This is a genomic window from Mesorhizobium norvegicum (assembly GCF_004919685.1).
GTDB lineage: Bacteria > Pseudomonadota > Alphaproteobacteria > Rhizobiales > Rhizobiaceae > Mesorhizobium > Mesorhizobium norvegicum.
In genome coordinates, this window is the sequence record NZ_SMYZ01000018.1 from 1 (window position 1) to 14,671 (window position 14,671).

General features: G+C 62.4%; 19 protein-coding genes. 9 read left to right on the forward strand and 10 right to left on the reverse strand.

The genetic code is table 11. The annotated features are described in order from the left end of the window. Positions 1-63: 63 nt before the first annotated feature. Positions 64-537, reverse strand: coding sequence for a transcription elongation factor GreA (gene greA, locus FCU66_RS06935; protein ID WP_013530066.1), 474 nt, complete (start codon positions 535-537; stop codon positions 64-66). A 273-nt stretch (positions 538-810) separates the two neighbouring features. Then, positions 811-1,347: a tetratricopeptide repeat protein gene (locus FCU66_RS06940; protein WP_136616022.1), complete on the reverse strand. Its 537-nt coding sequence runs from the start codon at positions 1,345-1,347 to the stop codon at positions 811-813. A gap of 143 nt (positions 1,348-1,490) precedes the next feature. On the opposite strand from FCU66_RS06940, the gene FCU66_RS06945 reads away from it, so the two are divergent. After that, positions 1,491-1,916 carry a DUF3775 domain-containing protein gene (locus tag FCU66_RS06945; RefSeq protein WP_136616021.1) on the forward strand — a complete coding sequence of 142 codons (426 nt, stop codon included), beginning with the start codon at positions 1,491-1,493 and terminating at the stop codon, positions 1,914-1,916. An 8-nt stretch (positions 1,917-1,924) separates the two neighbouring features. Here the strand turns inward: FCU66_RS06945 and FCU66_RS42505 are convergent, their stop codons facing one another. Beyond that, on the reverse strand, positions 1,925-2,059 hold the full coding sequence (locus FCU66_RS42505) for a hypothetical protein (RefSeq protein WP_281285504.1): 135 nt from the start codon (positions 2,057-2,059) through the stop codon (positions 1,925-1,927). A 43-nt stretch (positions 2,060-2,102) separates the two neighbouring features. Here FCU66_RS42505 and FCU66_RS06950 point away from each other — a divergent pair, with 43 nt between their 5' ends. The 5 genes from FCU66_RS06950 (at position 2,103) to FCU66_RS06970 (ending at position 7,091) form a co-directional block, all read left to right on the forward strand. Beyond that, entirely contained in the window at positions 2,103-3,185 is a 1,083-nt protein-coding gene (locus tag FCU66_RS06950) for an extensin-like domain-containing protein (RefSeq protein ID WP_168991709.1), read from the forward strand. Positions 3,186-3,663: 478 nt separating this feature from the next. Continuing rightward, positions 3,664-4,470 (forward strand): extensin-like domain-containing protein, encoded by an 807-nt coding sequence (locus tag FCU66_RS06955; protein WP_136616019.1) that lies wholly within the window; start codon positions 3,664-3,666, stop codon positions 4,468-4,470. A 74-nt stretch (positions 4,471-4,544) separates the two neighbouring features. After that, entirely contained in the window at positions 4,545-5,246 is a 702-nt protein-coding gene (locus FCU66_RS06960) for an LssY C-terminal domain-containing protein (RefSeq protein WP_136616018.1), read from the forward strand. A 55-nt stretch (positions 5,247-5,301) separates the two neighbouring features. Further along, on the forward strand, positions 5,302-5,676 hold the full coding sequence (locus tag FCU66_RS06965) for a hypothetical protein (protein ID WP_136616017.1): 375 nt from the start codon (positions 5,302-5,304) through the stop codon (positions 5,674-5,676). 104 nt (positions 5,677-5,780) lie between these two features. After that, the gene (locus FCU66_RS06970; protein WP_136616016.1) at positions 5,781-7,091 is read left to right on the forward strand and encodes a hemolysin family protein; all 1,311 of its coding nucleotides are present in this window, start codon (positions 5,781-5,783) and stop codon (positions 7,089-7,091) included. 27 nt (positions 7,092-7,118) lie between these two features. Here FCU66_RS06970 and FCU66_RS06975 read toward each other — a convergent pair whose 3' ends face one another. Continuing rightward, positions 7,119-7,373 carry a DUF1127 domain-containing protein gene (locus FCU66_RS06975; protein ID WP_136616015.1) on the reverse strand — a complete coding sequence of 85 codons (255 nt, stop codon included), beginning with the start codon at positions 7,371-7,373 and terminating at the stop codon, positions 7,119-7,121. Between the two features lie 122 nt (positions 7,374-7,495). Between FCU66_RS06975 and FCU66_RS06980 the strand changes: the two genes are divergently transcribed. Continuing rightward, complete coding sequence (locus FCU66_RS06980) at positions 7,496-9,013, forward strand: winged helix-turn-helix domain-containing tetratricopeptide repeat protein (protein ID WP_181956534.1); 1,518 nt, start codon at positions 7,496-7,498, stop codon at positions 9,011-9,013. A 39-nt stretch (positions 9,014-9,052) separates the two neighbouring features. Here FCU66_RS06980 and FCU66_RS06985 read toward each other — a convergent pair whose 3' ends face one another. Both FCU66_RS06985 and FCU66_RS06990 read right to left on the reverse strand, forming a co-directional pair. After that, on the reverse strand, positions 9,053-9,979 hold the full coding sequence (locus tag FCU66_RS06985; protein ID WP_136616013.1) for a DMT family transporter: 927 nt from the start codon (positions 9,977-9,979) through the stop codon (positions 9,053-9,055). 171 nt (positions 9,980-10,150) lie between these two features. Continuing rightward, positions 10,151-11,146 (reverse strand): quinone oxidoreductase family protein, encoded by a 996-nt coding sequence (locus FCU66_RS06990; RefSeq protein ID WP_136616012.1) that lies wholly within the window; start codon positions 11,144-11,146, stop codon positions 10,151-10,153. Between the two features lie 97 nt (positions 11,147-11,243). Between FCU66_RS06990 and FCU66_RS06995 the strand changes: the two genes are divergently transcribed. Next, positions 11,244-11,657 (forward strand): winged helix-turn-helix transcriptional regulator, encoded by a 414-nt coding sequence (locus FCU66_RS06995; RefSeq protein ID WP_136616011.1) that lies wholly within the window; start codon positions 11,244-11,246, stop codon positions 11,655-11,657. A gap of 55 nt (positions 11,658-11,712) precedes the next feature. Here the strand turns inward: FCU66_RS06995 and FCU66_RS07000 are convergent, their stop codons facing one another. Next, positions 11,713-12,318: an NADPH-dependent FMN reductase gene (locus FCU66_RS07000; protein WP_136616010.1), complete on the reverse strand. Its 606-nt coding sequence runs from the start codon at positions 12,316-12,318 to the stop codon at positions 11,713-11,715. Between the two features lie 89 nt (positions 12,319-12,407). Here FCU66_RS07000 and FCU66_RS07005 point away from each other — a divergent pair, with 89 nt between their 5' ends. Then, positions 12,408-12,776, forward strand: coding sequence for a winged helix-turn-helix transcriptional regulator (locus tag FCU66_RS07005; RefSeq protein WP_164548758.1), 369 nt, complete (start codon positions 12,408-12,410; stop codon positions 12,774-12,776). 150 nt (positions 12,777-12,926) lie between these two features. Here the strand turns inward: FCU66_RS07005 and FCU66_RS07010 are convergent, their stop codons facing one another. The 3 genes from FCU66_RS07010 to FCU66_RS41025 all read right to left on the reverse strand — a co-directional run. Then, positions 12,927-13,130, reverse strand: coding sequence for a hypothetical protein (locus FCU66_RS07010; protein WP_136616009.1), 204 nt, complete (start codon positions 13,128-13,130; stop codon positions 12,927-12,929). Between the two features lie 116 nt (positions 13,131-13,246). Then, entirely contained in the window at positions 13,247-13,642 is a 396-nt protein-coding gene (locus FCU66_RS07015) for an acyl-CoA thioesterase (RefSeq protein ID WP_056595507.1), read from the reverse strand. Positions 13,643-13,775: 133 nt separating this feature from the next. Beyond that, on the reverse strand, positions 13,776-14,671 hold an 896-nt coding region (locus tag FCU66_RS41025; protein ID WP_168992247.1), incomplete at its 5' end, for a hypothetical protein.

The following is a 14,671-nucleotide window of genomic DNA, read 5'->3' on the forward strand; positions in this document are numbered from 1 at the left end:
CCGGCAGGGCAATGAGGGGCAGCGCCAACCTCAGCCTAAAAGCCGCAACCGCGCCTGCAATCCCTAGATAAACTGCACCTGGACGATCTCATACCCCCTGGCACCGCCAGGCGCATTGACCTCGATGGCGTCGCCGACTTCCTTGCCGATGAGCGCACGCGCGATCGGCGAGGAGATCGAGATGCGGCCGGACTTCACGTCCGCTTCCTGGTCGCCGACGATCCGGTAGGTCTTCTTTTCCTCGGTGTCCTCGTCGACCAGCACCACGGTGGCGCCGAACTTGATCTTGTCGCCGCTGAGCTTGCTGACGTCGATCACCTCGGCGCGCGCGATATAGTCTTCAAGCTCGTTGACGCGGCCCTCATTGAGGCTCTGCGCCTCTTTGGCGGCATGGTATTCGGCATTTTCGGACAGGTCGCCATGCGAGCGCGCTTCGGAGATGGCCTCGATGATGCGCGGCCGCTCTTCCTGCTGGCGCCAGCGCAGCTCTTCCTTCAATGACGCGAACCCCTCGCCTGTCATCGGGACCTTGTTCATAATGCCTGACCTTTCCTGCTGCCACCCCCGCGTTTCGGGGAAAGCCTTGTCGATGGGTACAAAAAGAAAACGGTCCGGCAGCCTCGGGCTAACGGAACCGTTTCACCGCAATTTCCCTGAATATAGCAATCTTCGCGGGTTTTTCACGTCCAAAAATCGGTTTTGTAAAAATCATCCCCGCTTTCATCAGTAGGGGCGGCTAATAAGTCTGAGGCGTAACAAAAAAGCGGCCGCGATCGCTCGCGGCCGCTTCGAAGAGCCCTGGGGGCCTTTTCAGCTCCTCATGAAATGGTCGATCTGCTCGGCCAACATGCCGTATTCGCGCGAACCCTTGCCGGTCCGCTTCTCGATCTCCATCAACTGCTGCTGGGCGCCGGCCAGATCGCCGATCTGCAGATGCGCTTCGCCGAGATATTCGCGCACCAGCGTGTAATTGGGGTCGATGCGCAGCGCTTCCTCGTAATAGCCGAGGCCGACGGTGACGCGGCCGGAATGGCGATGCGAATAGCCGAGATAGTTGAGGATGCGCGGATCCTGCTTGTTGGCGGCGAGGCTGAGCACGGCAATCGCCTCGTCGTAGCGCCCTGCCATCGCCAGCGCATGACCTGCATCATAGATGCTGTCGTCGTCCAGCATGCCTTCCTTGGGCGGTACGCATTTCTGCTTCTTCTTGTCCCAGACTTCGCCCTTTTTGCACTGAGTGGTAGTCTGGTCACTGCCACCGCCACTGCCGGCGGCAAACACCGGAACAGCAAGGAACTGCAGAGCGACCAGCGCGGTCGCAGCCTGGATCAGCATTCTTTTATGCATCGAAGCCTCCTTGAGGGGTGAGAATGCAACACTAACGCCAAGCGCCAGCCGTTTCATCCCGGAAAAATGCGTGCGGGAGAACATCAGGTGACGGACGCTGCAAATTCGCTATCATCCGGCAAACGACCTGACGGAGACGGCCCGTGCAGCGGCGGCTTGAAAAGGACTGGGAGCTTTCGATCGGCCCCGACACCGTGCGCCTGTTCATCCTCAAGGCCAAGGCGCTGAGTGCCGCCGTCAACGAAGACTATGCCGACGGCGCCGAGCATGAGGTCGAGCTCGACGGCGAGTCCCATGTCAACCATCACCATGACGGCCTTGCCGAGGAAAGCTCCGAGAATCTTACCGAAGAAGAGCTGCGCGAGCTGATCAACGACCTCAATGTCGATGAGGCAGCCGAACTGATCGCGCTGGCCTGGGTCGGTCGCGGCGACTACGACGCCACCGAATGGGCGGACGCGCTTGCCGCGGCGCGCGAACGCGCCAACAAGCGCACGGCAAAATACCTGCTTGGCATGCCGCTGCTCGCCGACTGGCTGGAGGAAGGGCTGGACGCGATCGGCGCGTAACGACGCGGTTACCGTTCGTGATGCGGCGCAGGCAACCTCCTTGCGTCGGCGCCGTTGAGGGCCATGGGGTCGATAGTCTTTTCCCGAACATGCAGGATCGCGTTGCTCATGGCCGTCACGGCCTTGCTGGTGATGCCGGCCAAGGCCAGACATCGCCATCGGCATCACAAGCCGTTGACGCCGCGGGTGGAGCAGCCTCTGACACTGCGGGGCGATCAACCCTTGAAACAGCGGGGCGGGCATCGCCTGAAACCGCGGGGCAAACGGCAGGTCACGCCGAACCAAACACGGCAGAAACCGCAGGATTTGCAACCCTCGCCTACCGGCAATCCGGTGCCCGGGCCTGGTGTTCCGGCGCCCGGGCCTGGTATTCCGGTGCCCGAGCCACGTCCCGCAGAGGCGCAGAAGACCGACGCCGCGACGCCGGAAGAGCAAAAGACGGAAGGGCCGAAGACCGCCGGTGCGCCCGACCGGTTCAATGAAGAAAAATCCCATTCGAAAAAGCAGGCACGCCCCGAGCCGTCGGCTCCAGAGCCGCCAGCCGATACGGAAAGCGAGCCCGAGCCGCCAGCAATTGTGCCGACGCCGACACGAAGGCCTGACATCGCGGAGCCCGGGGCTCAGCCGCCGGCCGTTGCCCCGCAGCCGCCGCAAAAGCCGGCCGATACAGGCGACAAGAAGATGCTGCCCGATCCGCGCTCGGCCGATCTCCCCGACGGCAAGATGCCCGCCGAGGAAGTCGCTTGCCGCGAGCGGTTGAAGACGCTCGGCGTGGAATTCGAGGAGCACAAGGCGGAAGGCAATCCGGAAATCGGCTGCTCCATCCCCTACCCGATCGAGCTGAAGACGCTTGGAAAGTCAGTCGCCATCGGCCCCGGCACCGAGCTCAACTGCACCATGGCCGAGGCGGCGGCCCGTTTTGCCGCTGATGTGATCCAGCCGGCGGCGAAAGCCGAGTTCGGCACAGACCTGAAATCGATCAGCCAGGCATCGGCCTTTGTCTGCCGGCCCCGTCACGGCACACGAAAACTGTCGGAGCACGCCTTCGGCAACGCACTCGACATCGCCAGCTTCACGCTGTCGGACGGCAAGAAGATCGAAGTCGGCCCGGCGCCGCCCGAGAAGGAAGGCAAATTCCTCAACGCCGTGCGCAAGGCCGCCTGCGGACCCTTCAAGACCGTGCTCGGACCAGGCGCCGACGCCGATCATTCCTTGCATTTCCATCTCGATCTCGAACCGCGCCGGCACGGCGGGACGTTCTGCCAATAGCCGGAAAGCGAACTTAGGAAGTTGCGCCGATATCTATTGCATAGCGCTCGGGGGAAGCGGCTTGTCGATCTCAGCCCTCATAATCAAAACACCACGCGTGAAATCATCAAAATCTTCGATACTCATGCTGCAGCTCTCTTGGACGAGACCACGATGTCGAAACTGAATCACAACATACTTCTGCTGGTCACGGTCCAGCTTCAGAAGAAAGGCAAACGAATAGGGACTCCTGCGTAAAGTTACATAAACTTCGCGCAACTCACGGGCGGTGAAGAACCTTTTTATCGCACGCCATATCGACATTGCTCATCCCCCAACAGCAATTGGTATAGGTTCGGCAGGCGGCTCTGTCGAAGATGAATTGCCATCGCCAATGCTCCGCGTGCCGCATTTCGGCCGCAGGCGTGAACGCCGGCACAGAGTTTTCCTTTACCCTTGATCGTTAAAATGCCGGATATCCGTCAACGGGATTCCGCCAATGGTTGGCAAATTTCGCGCCGTCTTTCTTGCCACCGCGCGCCGATCGAAACATGCAGCGATGGTGGCCGCCGGCCTTGCCCTCGTCGCGGTTTCGGCCTGCAACACCGGCAGCGTGCTGTCGCTTGAACCGGCCGTCGACGTCGGCTCTCAGACGGCAGCCGTGCCGCAATATGCCGGCATGCAGAAGCTCGTTCCCTCCAATCCCTATATGACGCAGGCCGCCTATCCGCGCATGGACGAGCCGATGTCGCCTGTCGAGCAGATGCCGGCCAGCGAGATCGACTGCCGCCAGCAATTGAAGCGCCTCGATGTTGCCTTCACCGACCTGGCGCCGATCCATGAAGGCCAGTGCGGCATCGATTATCCCGTAAAGGTCTCGGCCATCGGCAACATACAGATGAAGCCCGCCGCGACGCTGACCTGCGACATGGCCGCCACTTTTGCCGGCTGGACGAAGAACGAACTCGTTCCCTCCGCCCGCTGGCGCTATTTCTCCGGCGTCAAGACCATCCACCAGGGCTCCAGCTATTCCTGCCGCAACATCGCCGGCGAAGGCGTGCTGTCGGAGCATGGCAAGGGCAACGCGCTCGACGTCATGAGCATCGAGCTCAACAATGGCGACGACATCGATGTGCGCAAGCCCGGCCTGTTCGCCTTCCGCACCCGCGGCTTCCTCAACAATGTGCGCGCCGATGGCTGCCAGTATTTCACCACCGTGCTCGGCCCCGGCTACAATTACGACCACCGCAACCATTTCCACTTCGACATCAAGAACCGCAAGAACGGCTATCGCGCCTGCCGCTAGATCGACGCCGGGTACCCTTTGGCGGACTGCCGCGAAACCACCTAAGGTAATGCCGGAACGTTTGAGCGGCATTCATGAGCCAGCGCAGCATTCGACGACGCGTTACAATCTGGGTGGCGGCCTTGCTGGCCGCTTATCTGGCGCTCGCCTATGTCGCGGCGCCTGAATTCTGGACATTTCGCGATCGCGGCTTTCGCAGCCAACACTTCGAGATGGTGACGCACACGCCGCAGGGCATTCCCGGCGATCCCATCAATGTCGGCCTTGTCGGCACCGAGAAGGAGGTGGTCCATGCCTTCGCCGTCGCCGGCTGGGACACCGCCGACGCCGTTACCTTGAAGACCGCGATCGAGATCGGCGAGAGCGTGCTGTTCGACCACCCCTACCCCGATGCGCCGGTCAGCCGGCTGCTGTTCGACGGCCGCGCCCAGGATCTCGCCTTCGAAAAACCGGAGGGCCTCAGCGCCGATCGCCGGCATCATGTCCGCTTCTGGCAGACCAATGCTGCCGGCGATGACGGCCGCCCGCTGTGGCTGGGCTCAGCCAGCTTCGACCGCGGCGTCGGCCTCAGCCACGACACCGGCGCCGTCACCCACCATATCGGCCCCGACATCGACGCCGAGCGCGATTTTCTGATCCGCGATCTGGCGACCGCCGGTGTGTTGATCTCGACCAGCGATATTGCCGGCGTCGGCGCCATCGGCACCGGGCGCAATGGTGGCGGCGATCCCTACTTCACCGACGGCGAGGCGATTGTCGGCATACTCAAACAGTAGGTCGTGCGGGCCCTGTAAGCTGAAACAGTCCGACGGTTTCAAAAGGGAGGTTCTGATGTTCGACGCGGAAAGTGTGGTGAATAGCTACTGCAGGGCTTGGTTCGACCCGGAGCCTGAAGAACGTCGCCGGCTGTTGTTCGCCTCATTCGAACCGGAAGGCACATACATCGATCCGACGATTCACATCTCCGGAGCCGAGGCGCTGCTCCATCACATCGATCAGGTCGTGAAAGCCCGCCCCGGCTTCTGGCTCGAGCGGACGACCTTGGTCGATGTCCATCATGATTTCCTGCGTTTTGGCTGGGTGCAGAGAGGCGAAAACGGATTTCGAGGCGCCGACAGCATGGATATGTGCCGCGTCTCCAAGCAGGGGAAGCTGTCGCTGGTCGTCGGTTTTTTCGGACCCTTCACAGCAATGCCAAATCCCTGACGGTTCCCTCACCGCCGCGGATGCCCTGACCGAAATACCGGTCATTTCTCAAAAAACACGGCGGACTATTTTCGAAGACCGCGCGGCAATGCTATTGACCGCTGATGCTATACGTCGAAATCGCTATCGTGGTCGTCCTCATCTGCGTGAACGGCCTTTTGTCGATGTCCGAGCTCGCCATCGTCTCGTCGCGCCCGGCCAGGCTGAAAGCGATGATCGACCGCGGCATCAATGGCGCCGGCCGCGCCCTTGATCTTGGCTCGAATCCCGGCAAGTTCCTGTCCTCGGTGCAGATCGGCATCACCCTGGTCGGCGTGTTGTCAGGCGCCTTTTCCGGCGCCACACTCGGCGAGCGGCTGGCCCAGTTCCTGGCTTCGACCGGCATCCGCGAAACCGTCGCCGATCCGCTCGGCGTCGGCATCGTCGTTGCCATCATCACCTATTTCTCGCTGATCGTCGGCGAGCTGGTGCCCAAGCAGATCGCCTTGCGTGATCCTGAAAGGGTCGCCGCCAAAGTCGCCCCGGCAATGACCATCCTTGCAACCGTCTCGGCGCCGCTGGTCTTCCTGCTCGACTTTTCCGGCCGTGCCATCCTGTGGCTGCTCGGCCAGCGCGGCGAAAGCGAGGAGAAGGTCACCGACGAGGAGATCAAGATGCTGGTCGCCGAGGCCGAGCATCACGGCACCATCGAATCCGACGAGCGGCGCATGATCGCCGGTGTCATGCGGCTTGGCGACCGCGCCGTGCGCGCCGTGATGACGCCGCGCACCGAGGTCGACTGGATCAATCTGCAATCCGACGAGAGCGCCATCCGCAAGCTTTTGATGGAAACCCAGCATTCGCGCCTGCCAGCCGGCGACGGCGGCGTCGATGTCATGGTCGGCGTCGTCCAGACGCGCGACGTGCTGGCAGCACTGCTTGCCGGCCGCGTGCTCGATCCGCGCAGGCATGTGCGCGCAGCCCCCATCGTCTACGATCAGGCCGACGCGTTGGACGTGCTGCAGAAGCTCAAGGAATCCGACGTGCCGATGGCGCTGGTGCATGACGAATACGGCCATTTCGAAGGCATCGTCACCCCTGCCGACATTTTGGAAGCCATTACCGGCGTGTTCCGGGCGGACACCGACGCCGGCGATGAGGAGAACGCGGTCAAGCGCGAGGACGGCTCATGGCTGCTCGCCGGCTACATGCAGGCCGACGAGATGGCCGACATTCTCGGCATCGACCTGCCGGAAAACCGCGACTACGAGACCGTCGCCGGCTATGTGCTGGCACACATGCACCATCTGCCGGCAACCGGCGAATGCGTCGACGCGCAAGGCTGGCGCTTCGAGGTGGTCGATCTCGACGGCCGCCGCATCGACAAGCTGATCGCCACCCGCCTGCCCGGCGCCCACCGCCAAGCGGTGCGCTGACGGTCGACGCGATGTGCAGCATTCGCTCTATCGTTCCCAGAAGGGCTTGGCGATCTCTCCTTCGACTTGCTGTATCGTCAGACCGATATCGTCGATCAAATGCGGATTGTCCTTCGACATTTGCCGGAGTTGCCAGCGAAAACGTATCCGCTCGCGCCAGGTCCGATCGCGCCAGGTCGCGATAATGCTTCGCAGGATCGTCAGGTGCCGACGCGACGCGGACCTAACGGGCGTTCCCGGCCGCGCTGCACAATGCGGGGCCAATGCAAGGGTATTGGTCATGGCAACCTCCATATGGTTTGAGGGCCGAGGGGCTCTCGAAGGAGGTTGAATTCTGCGCGATACGGACAGCGTCGTAATTAAGCCCTCCCAAATAGTTCTCAAAACTTCCAAACCGGCTATAGATGCGGCCTATGCAGGGATCGCGCTTTGCCTTTGGTCCGTTCGTGCTTGATCCGGGTGCGGGAACGCTGCTTCGGAACGATGTGCCCGTTGCCGTTGGCTACCGCGGGCTAAGTCTGCTTGCGGCGCTCGTTCGACGGTCCGGCGACATCCTCGGGAAGGCCGAGTTGATGGACGCGGCGTGGCCGGGCACGGCCGTCGAGGAAGGCAACCTCACCGTGCAGATCGCACAGCTGCGCAAGCTGCTTGGTCCGGCCGCCGATGGCGGTGAATGGATATCCACGGTTCCGCGTGTCGGCTACCGCTTCACCGGCGCCGTCGAACAGCTCGCCGGCGCGAAGCGAAAACCCTTGCCGCTGCCCGGCAAACCATCGATAGCCGTGCTGCCCTTCGTCAATGTCAGCAACGATCCCGAACAGGACTCCTTCGCGGATGGGTTGACCGAAGACCTGATCACCGACCTGTCCAGGATCTCCGGCCTGTTCGTCATCGCGCGCAACTCGGCCTTTGCCTACAAGGGAAAGGCGACGGACGTGCGCGCGATTGCCGAGGATCTTGGCGTGCGCTACCTGCTGGAGGGCAGCGCACGGCGCGCCGCGGGGCGCGTCCGCATCAACGCACAGCTGGTCGACGCGATGAGTGGCGATCATCTATGGGCGGAACGCTTCGATCGCGGCCTGGAGGATATCTTTGCCGTTCAGGACGAGGTGACGGCCAAGATCGTGGAGGCGTTGCTTGGCCGGCTGCGCGCACCGCCACCGCGCAATCGGCCTCAAAATCTCGAGGCCTACGACCTCTGCGTGCGGGCGCGCAAGCTGATCGATGATTCGCCGCAGATGGCGCAGGAAGCGCATCTGATGCTCACGCGCGCGGTGTCACTCGATCCCGGATACGCCGAGCCCTATCGCTGGCTTGCCATGAACCACTGGATGGGACGTGTGCATTGGGGCGGACCAACCGAAGCTGCCCGCAGCGTTGCCTTGGAGCTGGCCCGCAAGGCCGTGGCGATCGATCCCAACGATGCTGGCTGTCGCTGGGTCCTGGCTTACCTGCTTGCCTATGAGCGCAGCTTCGCCGAGGCGGATGCGGAATTCGCCAAGGCGATCGAGCTCGACCCGAACGAGGCCGACACCTGGGCGGCATTGTCCGACATCAAGGTCCTGGCCGGGCGGGTCGAAGAGGGCCTCGGGCATATCAGCAAGGCGTTCCGGCTGAACCCGTTTCCGGCAAGTTGGTACTATCTGGCGCTCGGCCAGGCGCAATATGCGGCGCGCGATTACGAAGCCGCTATCGAGACACTGCGCCGGGACGAGACCTATCGCACAAGCTCACGCCGTTTCCTGGCGGCAAGCCTGGCCCAACTCGGCCGGCTCGACGAGGCGCGCGCCGAGGTCGAACTGTTCCTCGTCGGCAACCCGCATTTCACAACCCATCACTGGGCGACGACCGAGCCATTCCGCGACGCAGCTGTGCTTGAGCATTTCGTCGACGGTTTTCGCAAGGCCGGTCTTCCCGAGTGACGCGCCGGCGTGACCCCGGCATCACATAGCGCCGCTTCCTCAAACCGCCGCCTCGATTGGCTCGGCAAGTTTCGGATTTGCCCGCGCGGCGATCAGGCAGCCGGCGACGATCAGGCATGCTCCGGTCAGCGTGGTCCAGGTCGCCTCCTCGCCGAAGAAGAACCAGCCGAGCGCGACCGCCCAGATGAAGGCCGAGTACTCGGTCGGGATCAGATATTGCGCTTCGGCGCGGGCGTAGGACCAGCTCATCAGGAATTGGCCGGCAAGCGACAGCACCGTCACCCCGGCCAAAGGAAGCCAGAGATCGGTCGGCAGGGCGACGGCGAGCCAAGGTGCCGCGAGGCCGAGGATGATGGCAACGCAAAGGTTCTGGAACAACATGATCTCGATTGGCTTGGCCAACTGCGCCTGTTGCCGGGCGAGGATCAAATTGTAGCCGTAGAACACCGTCGATACGAGCACCGCTGCCGTGCCAAGCATGGCATCTTGCGAAGTGCTTGCCTGCCCGAACTGGCCGGCCATGATGATCGCGACGCCGGCGATGCCGGCCAGCGATGCCCAGACGGCCTGTCGCCGGATCCGTTCGCCCAGCAGCAGTGCGGCGAGGAAGAGCGCAAACAAGGGCGCCACGAAGCTGAGCCCGATCGCCTCCGCGAGCGGCAGCCTGGCGAGACCCCAAAAGAAGGATATCAGCACGATGCCGACAATTGCGGCACGCAGCGCATGCAGCCTCAGCACCGGCAGGGTTGGCTTTGAGCGCGGCCCGGCCGACCAGGCCGCACCCGCGACGACAGTCGCGACCATGCTGCGCCACAGCACGGTGTTGTAGACCCCGACCGCAATGACCAGTGTCTTCATCGCCGCATCCATCCCGGACAGCAGGAAGATCGCGAGCGCGCATACGAGCACCGGGATCATCGGGGAAACGGCGCCGGTCAGGCTGGATGTCTTCACGGCTTCACTCATGTGACGGATTGCAGCCGGATATCCCAGAGCAAAGGGCGGGACCAGATGGCAGTCCCGTCGATATGGAGGTCCAAGTCGAACCGCGCAAGGTCGCGGCGGCAGCTTGAAAAAACGATTCGGGCCGGCACCATGCCGGCCCGCACCGCATTCACTCGCAAGCAGTGGACGCCTTCAGTCGCGGAGCCCACCGGGCATCAGCACCACCTTCCCTGTCGAGCGGCGCTCGTCCAGCAGGCGGTGCGCCTCGCCGGTCTGATCGAGCGGGAAACGGTCGCCGATCGCTACCTGCGGACGGCCGCTTGCCGCCAATTGGAACAGCTCGGACAGGCTGGCTCTCAATACGTCGGGAGACAGCAGCGGCAGCAGCGCGAAACCCCTCAGCGACTGGTTGCGGCCGATCATCGTCTCCAGATCGGAAGCCGCGAGCGCATAACGGCCGAGCGCCGCAAACACCAGTTCGCCGCCAGGCGCCAGAGCCTGCAGCGACGCAGCCGTCAGCGCGCCGCCGACCGTATCGTAGATGATGTCGACGCCCTTCCCGTCCGTGATGTCGCGGACCTGGGCGGGCCAATCCGGATTGGTGTAATCGACCGCGGCGTCGGCTCCCCGCGAGAGGGAAAGATCGAGCTTGGCCTTGCCGCCGGCGGCTGCGATCACCTGGCGTGTGCCCTTCAGCCCGGCCAGCTGGACAAGCAACGTTCCCACGCCGCCCGACGCGGCCGGAACCAGCACCGACTTGGCCCGCGGCGGGCTTTGCCGCAGCAGATGAAGAGCCGTCAGCCCCTGCACCATCAACGCCGTCGCATCCTCGAACGGCAGCGCATCCGGCAGCGGCACGGCGAGATCGGCTGACATCGTCACCTGCTCCGCATAGCCGCCATAGGGGCGCGGCGACACAAACAATGGCGCCGCCACGCGGCTCCCCAGCAATTGTGCATCCACGCCTTGTCCGACGGCCTCGACGACGCCAGCCGCCTCGACGCCGAGGATCATGGGAAGTTGCGGCGTCACCGCATAGCGGTCCGCGCGCATCAGCACTTCGAAGAAGTTGATCCCGGCGGCATGGACGCGGATCAGCACCTCGCCAGCCTGCGGCACCGGTGTCGGCAGATCGACCACCTCCAGCACGTCGGGACCGCCGAAGCGGCTAAGTTGAATGGCTTTCATGGCAAACTCCGATCGCACTGGCATCGGCAGCGGTTTGCCACTATCTGCGGAACCTCGGCTACACACTCATTTGTCCCCTGCTGACCGGGAGGTGACCATGCCCAATCCCAAGAGAATGCCCATCAAGAGACTGCCGATGCTGCCGGCGGAGCGGGCGCTGAAAGTGATCGCGGGGCGATGGAAGGCGGTCATCCTCTACCATCTCTTCGATGGTCCCCGGCGGCTGTCGGCGCTCAAGGCGATCATGCCCGGCATAACCCAGAAAGTGCTGATCCAGCAGCTTCGCGAAATGGAAGAGCACGGTCTCGTCAGCCGCGAGATCTTCGCCGAAGTGCCCTCGCGCGTCGAATATTCGGCGACCCGTCTTGGCCTCAGCCTCGAGCCGATCCTGCTGGCGCTCTGCCAATGGGGCCAGCACCATGCCGATGAGTTGAACGAGATGGATCGCCTTGCCGACTGCATCATCCGGCCGAGACAGGCACAACACGACGCCATGGCTTCCCCGAATTGAAAAGGGCGGCGCAAGCGCCGCCCCATATCCTTGGGAGGATAATTCGAACCGGCGGTCAGGCCGCCTTGACTTCCTCGGCGACGGCGTCGGCTTGACGCGCTGCCTTGAGCACCTTGGCCCACCACGCAACATCGTTGACCAGCGCCGTGGCGGCTTGGTTCAGATGCTCGAGATCTTCCAGCTTCTTCTCGCCCTGGCGGACGGCGAGGAAATCGCCCCAGGCGATATGGACGGCCGACTTGACCGGCGCCATCTGCAATTCGACCGCATGAAGGCGCAGCTGTTCGACGGCGCGGGCGCCACCGACGCTGCCATAGCCGACAAAGCCGGCCGGCTTCTTGTTCCATTCGTTGGCGGCGTAGTCGATGGCGTTCTTCAGCACGGCCGTCGGGCCGTGATTGTATTCGGCGGCGGTGAAGATGAAGCCATCGAATTCGGCGACCTTCTTCTGCCAGCGCTGTGCCACTTCGTTCTGCGACGGTGCCCAGGCGGAGGATGCGACCTCGTCGAAGAAGGGCAGCGGGAAGTCGCGCAGGTCGACGACTTCCACGTTGATGTCGGCATGTGACTTGGCGATCTTGGCGATCCATTCGGTCGGCACATCAGCGAAGCGCGCAGCACGCGTCGAACCGATGATGATAGCAATTTTGGGTTTAGACATGGGGGCTCTCCTTGCAAGTAAAGCTGGTATCGTTTGGATACCGGCGATATATGAGATACTGCCAACTCGAGAAGCAAGGAGGCACTTTTTTGTTACTGAGGCACCCGCACCGCACCGAGGACTGCCGCGCCATCTCGGAAATCCTGCAGCGCGTCGGCGACAAATGGACCGTTCTGGTCGTCGGCAAGTTGGGCGACGGACCGCTGCGCTTCAACGAATTGCGCGCCGCCGTCGGCGGCATTTCGCAGAAGATGCTGACCACCACCTTGCGCGGACTGGAGCGCGACGGCTTCGTCACCCGCACCGTGTTTCCAACCATTCCGCCGCGTGTCGACTATGAGCTGACCGAGCTCGGTCACGAGTTGCTGATCCCGGTCAGCGCGCTGGGCGAATGGGCGCGCAAGAACACCACCCGCGTCAAGGCGGCGCGCGAAAAATTCGACGGCATGCATGCCTGAAACCCTTGCCTGGCAAGGGATACCGCCCACACGTGACTTTGGCTTGACCTGATCCGAGATTCTAATTCGGCCACGCGGATCGTTGCCCGATTGCACGCACTGTGTAGGCTGGCGGATTGCCTTCGTGCCCCGTCTTCTGACGGCTGCCGCTCAGGCTCCTGGTGTGCGATTATCGCATCGCACCGCGGCACAGATATCGCACCGCGCGGCCCGCTCGCCGGGGGCCTGGTGGTCATGCGTGCAGGTGATTTTCGAGATGTCTTCCTTCACCTCCGCATAAGCGGTCACGCCGAGCAGGCAGGTCGTCGCGACCAAGGCTGCCACAAGCCAGCCGTTCAGCATATGTTGACGCATTGTCTCCCCTCCGACGCCCGTACAATCGGGCATGGAGGCAACCATTGGATGTCGCGAAAAGCGTCTCCCTCACGGGCACTGTTACAAATGGCCAAGCCTGGGAGAAACGGCTTCCGTCAGCCTTCGGCGGGAACCGCTTTCGGCTTGCCCTCGCCATCCAGCGCCACCATGACGAAATCGGCATGGGTGACCTTTTCCATCAGGTCTGAGAGGTAGCGCTGCGCCCAGGCTTCGACCTTGAGCGTCATCGAGGTGCGGCCGACGCGCTCGACATGGGTGTAGATGCACAGCGTGTCGCCGATCTTCATCGGCTTGGCGAACGACATCTCTTTCACCGCAGCCGTCACCACGCGGCCCTTGGCGCGCTCGGCGGCACGGATGCCGCAGGCAAGGTCCATCTGCGCCATCACCCAGCCGCCAAAAATGTCGCCGGCGGCATTGGCGTCCGAAGGCATGGCCAGCGTGCGCAGCGTCAGATCTCCGAGCGGCCGTCCTTCAGCGTATTGCACCATGCGATAAATCCCTGAGATCGACTGCCCTCAATCCCGTAGCCATATGGATATGACGCGTCAACGCATCCAGAACAGAATGATGTCGCCTTGGAATTCGGCTTCCCATGGAGGAGAAGCATACCGAACAGTCGTATCAGAACTTGAGAGCAGCTGCAGTCGCAGAACCAAAGTACCAATCGACAAATCTATCATATGATCCCCGGCATTGCGCCATATAGTAGGGATTTTTCGACGTTTCTTTGGCCTTCAAGGGACAGCCCTCCATAACTAACGCTCTCAAACGGCTCACTCTTTCATCGTCAAGCTCGGTCTTCAGATGATTTCGTTCAGGTGTGCTTTGCAGATAGGCAACAACGGCGCCCACATCGATACGAGTCTTGCCAATTCCGCCATATGCCGCGTCGATACGTTGCGGCAGCGTCAACTTGGCGGCTTCACCGACGCGATTCGGGCTTGAGCCGGTCAGGCTACGCAGGAAGTCAATCGTCTCGAAGCGTTCACCTACCACTGAACCATGCCAGCTGAGGGCGCCCGCTTCCCACCTGGCGATCTCGTGCAGGGTCTTTCCCTTGATTTGGTACGCGGCGCTGACGTCACCTCCCCTGAGACCATTGGGGCGATTCACGTTGCTGGTACTCTTATCCAGAACAAGGATGGCATCTTCCAAGGGGAACTCCAGATCGCTTTTCTCAATGCAGGCTCCAAACAGGCCGACCTTCTGCACCCAAAAAACCTGGTGTTTGCTGTCCGGCAAAAGGCAAGCCTTCCCTTGCAGCGCACGATAGGTTTTCTCGACCCATAAGGTTTCGCTTTTAAGCGGGTTATCCTCATAGCGATTGTCTAGGATGGTACCTGGCGGCGGTCCCAGAATTGCAACGCGCTCAGCCATCCCGTCGGCAAGCGCGATCGGGCAAATACCTGTCGTGCACGAGTCTTGGCCCTTTAGTGCTAAGGTTTCGATTTTGCCGATGGGATTGTCGATCTTGCGCTGGAGATATTTCGGATCGAGAGCCGCGCGCGCGGCTTCGA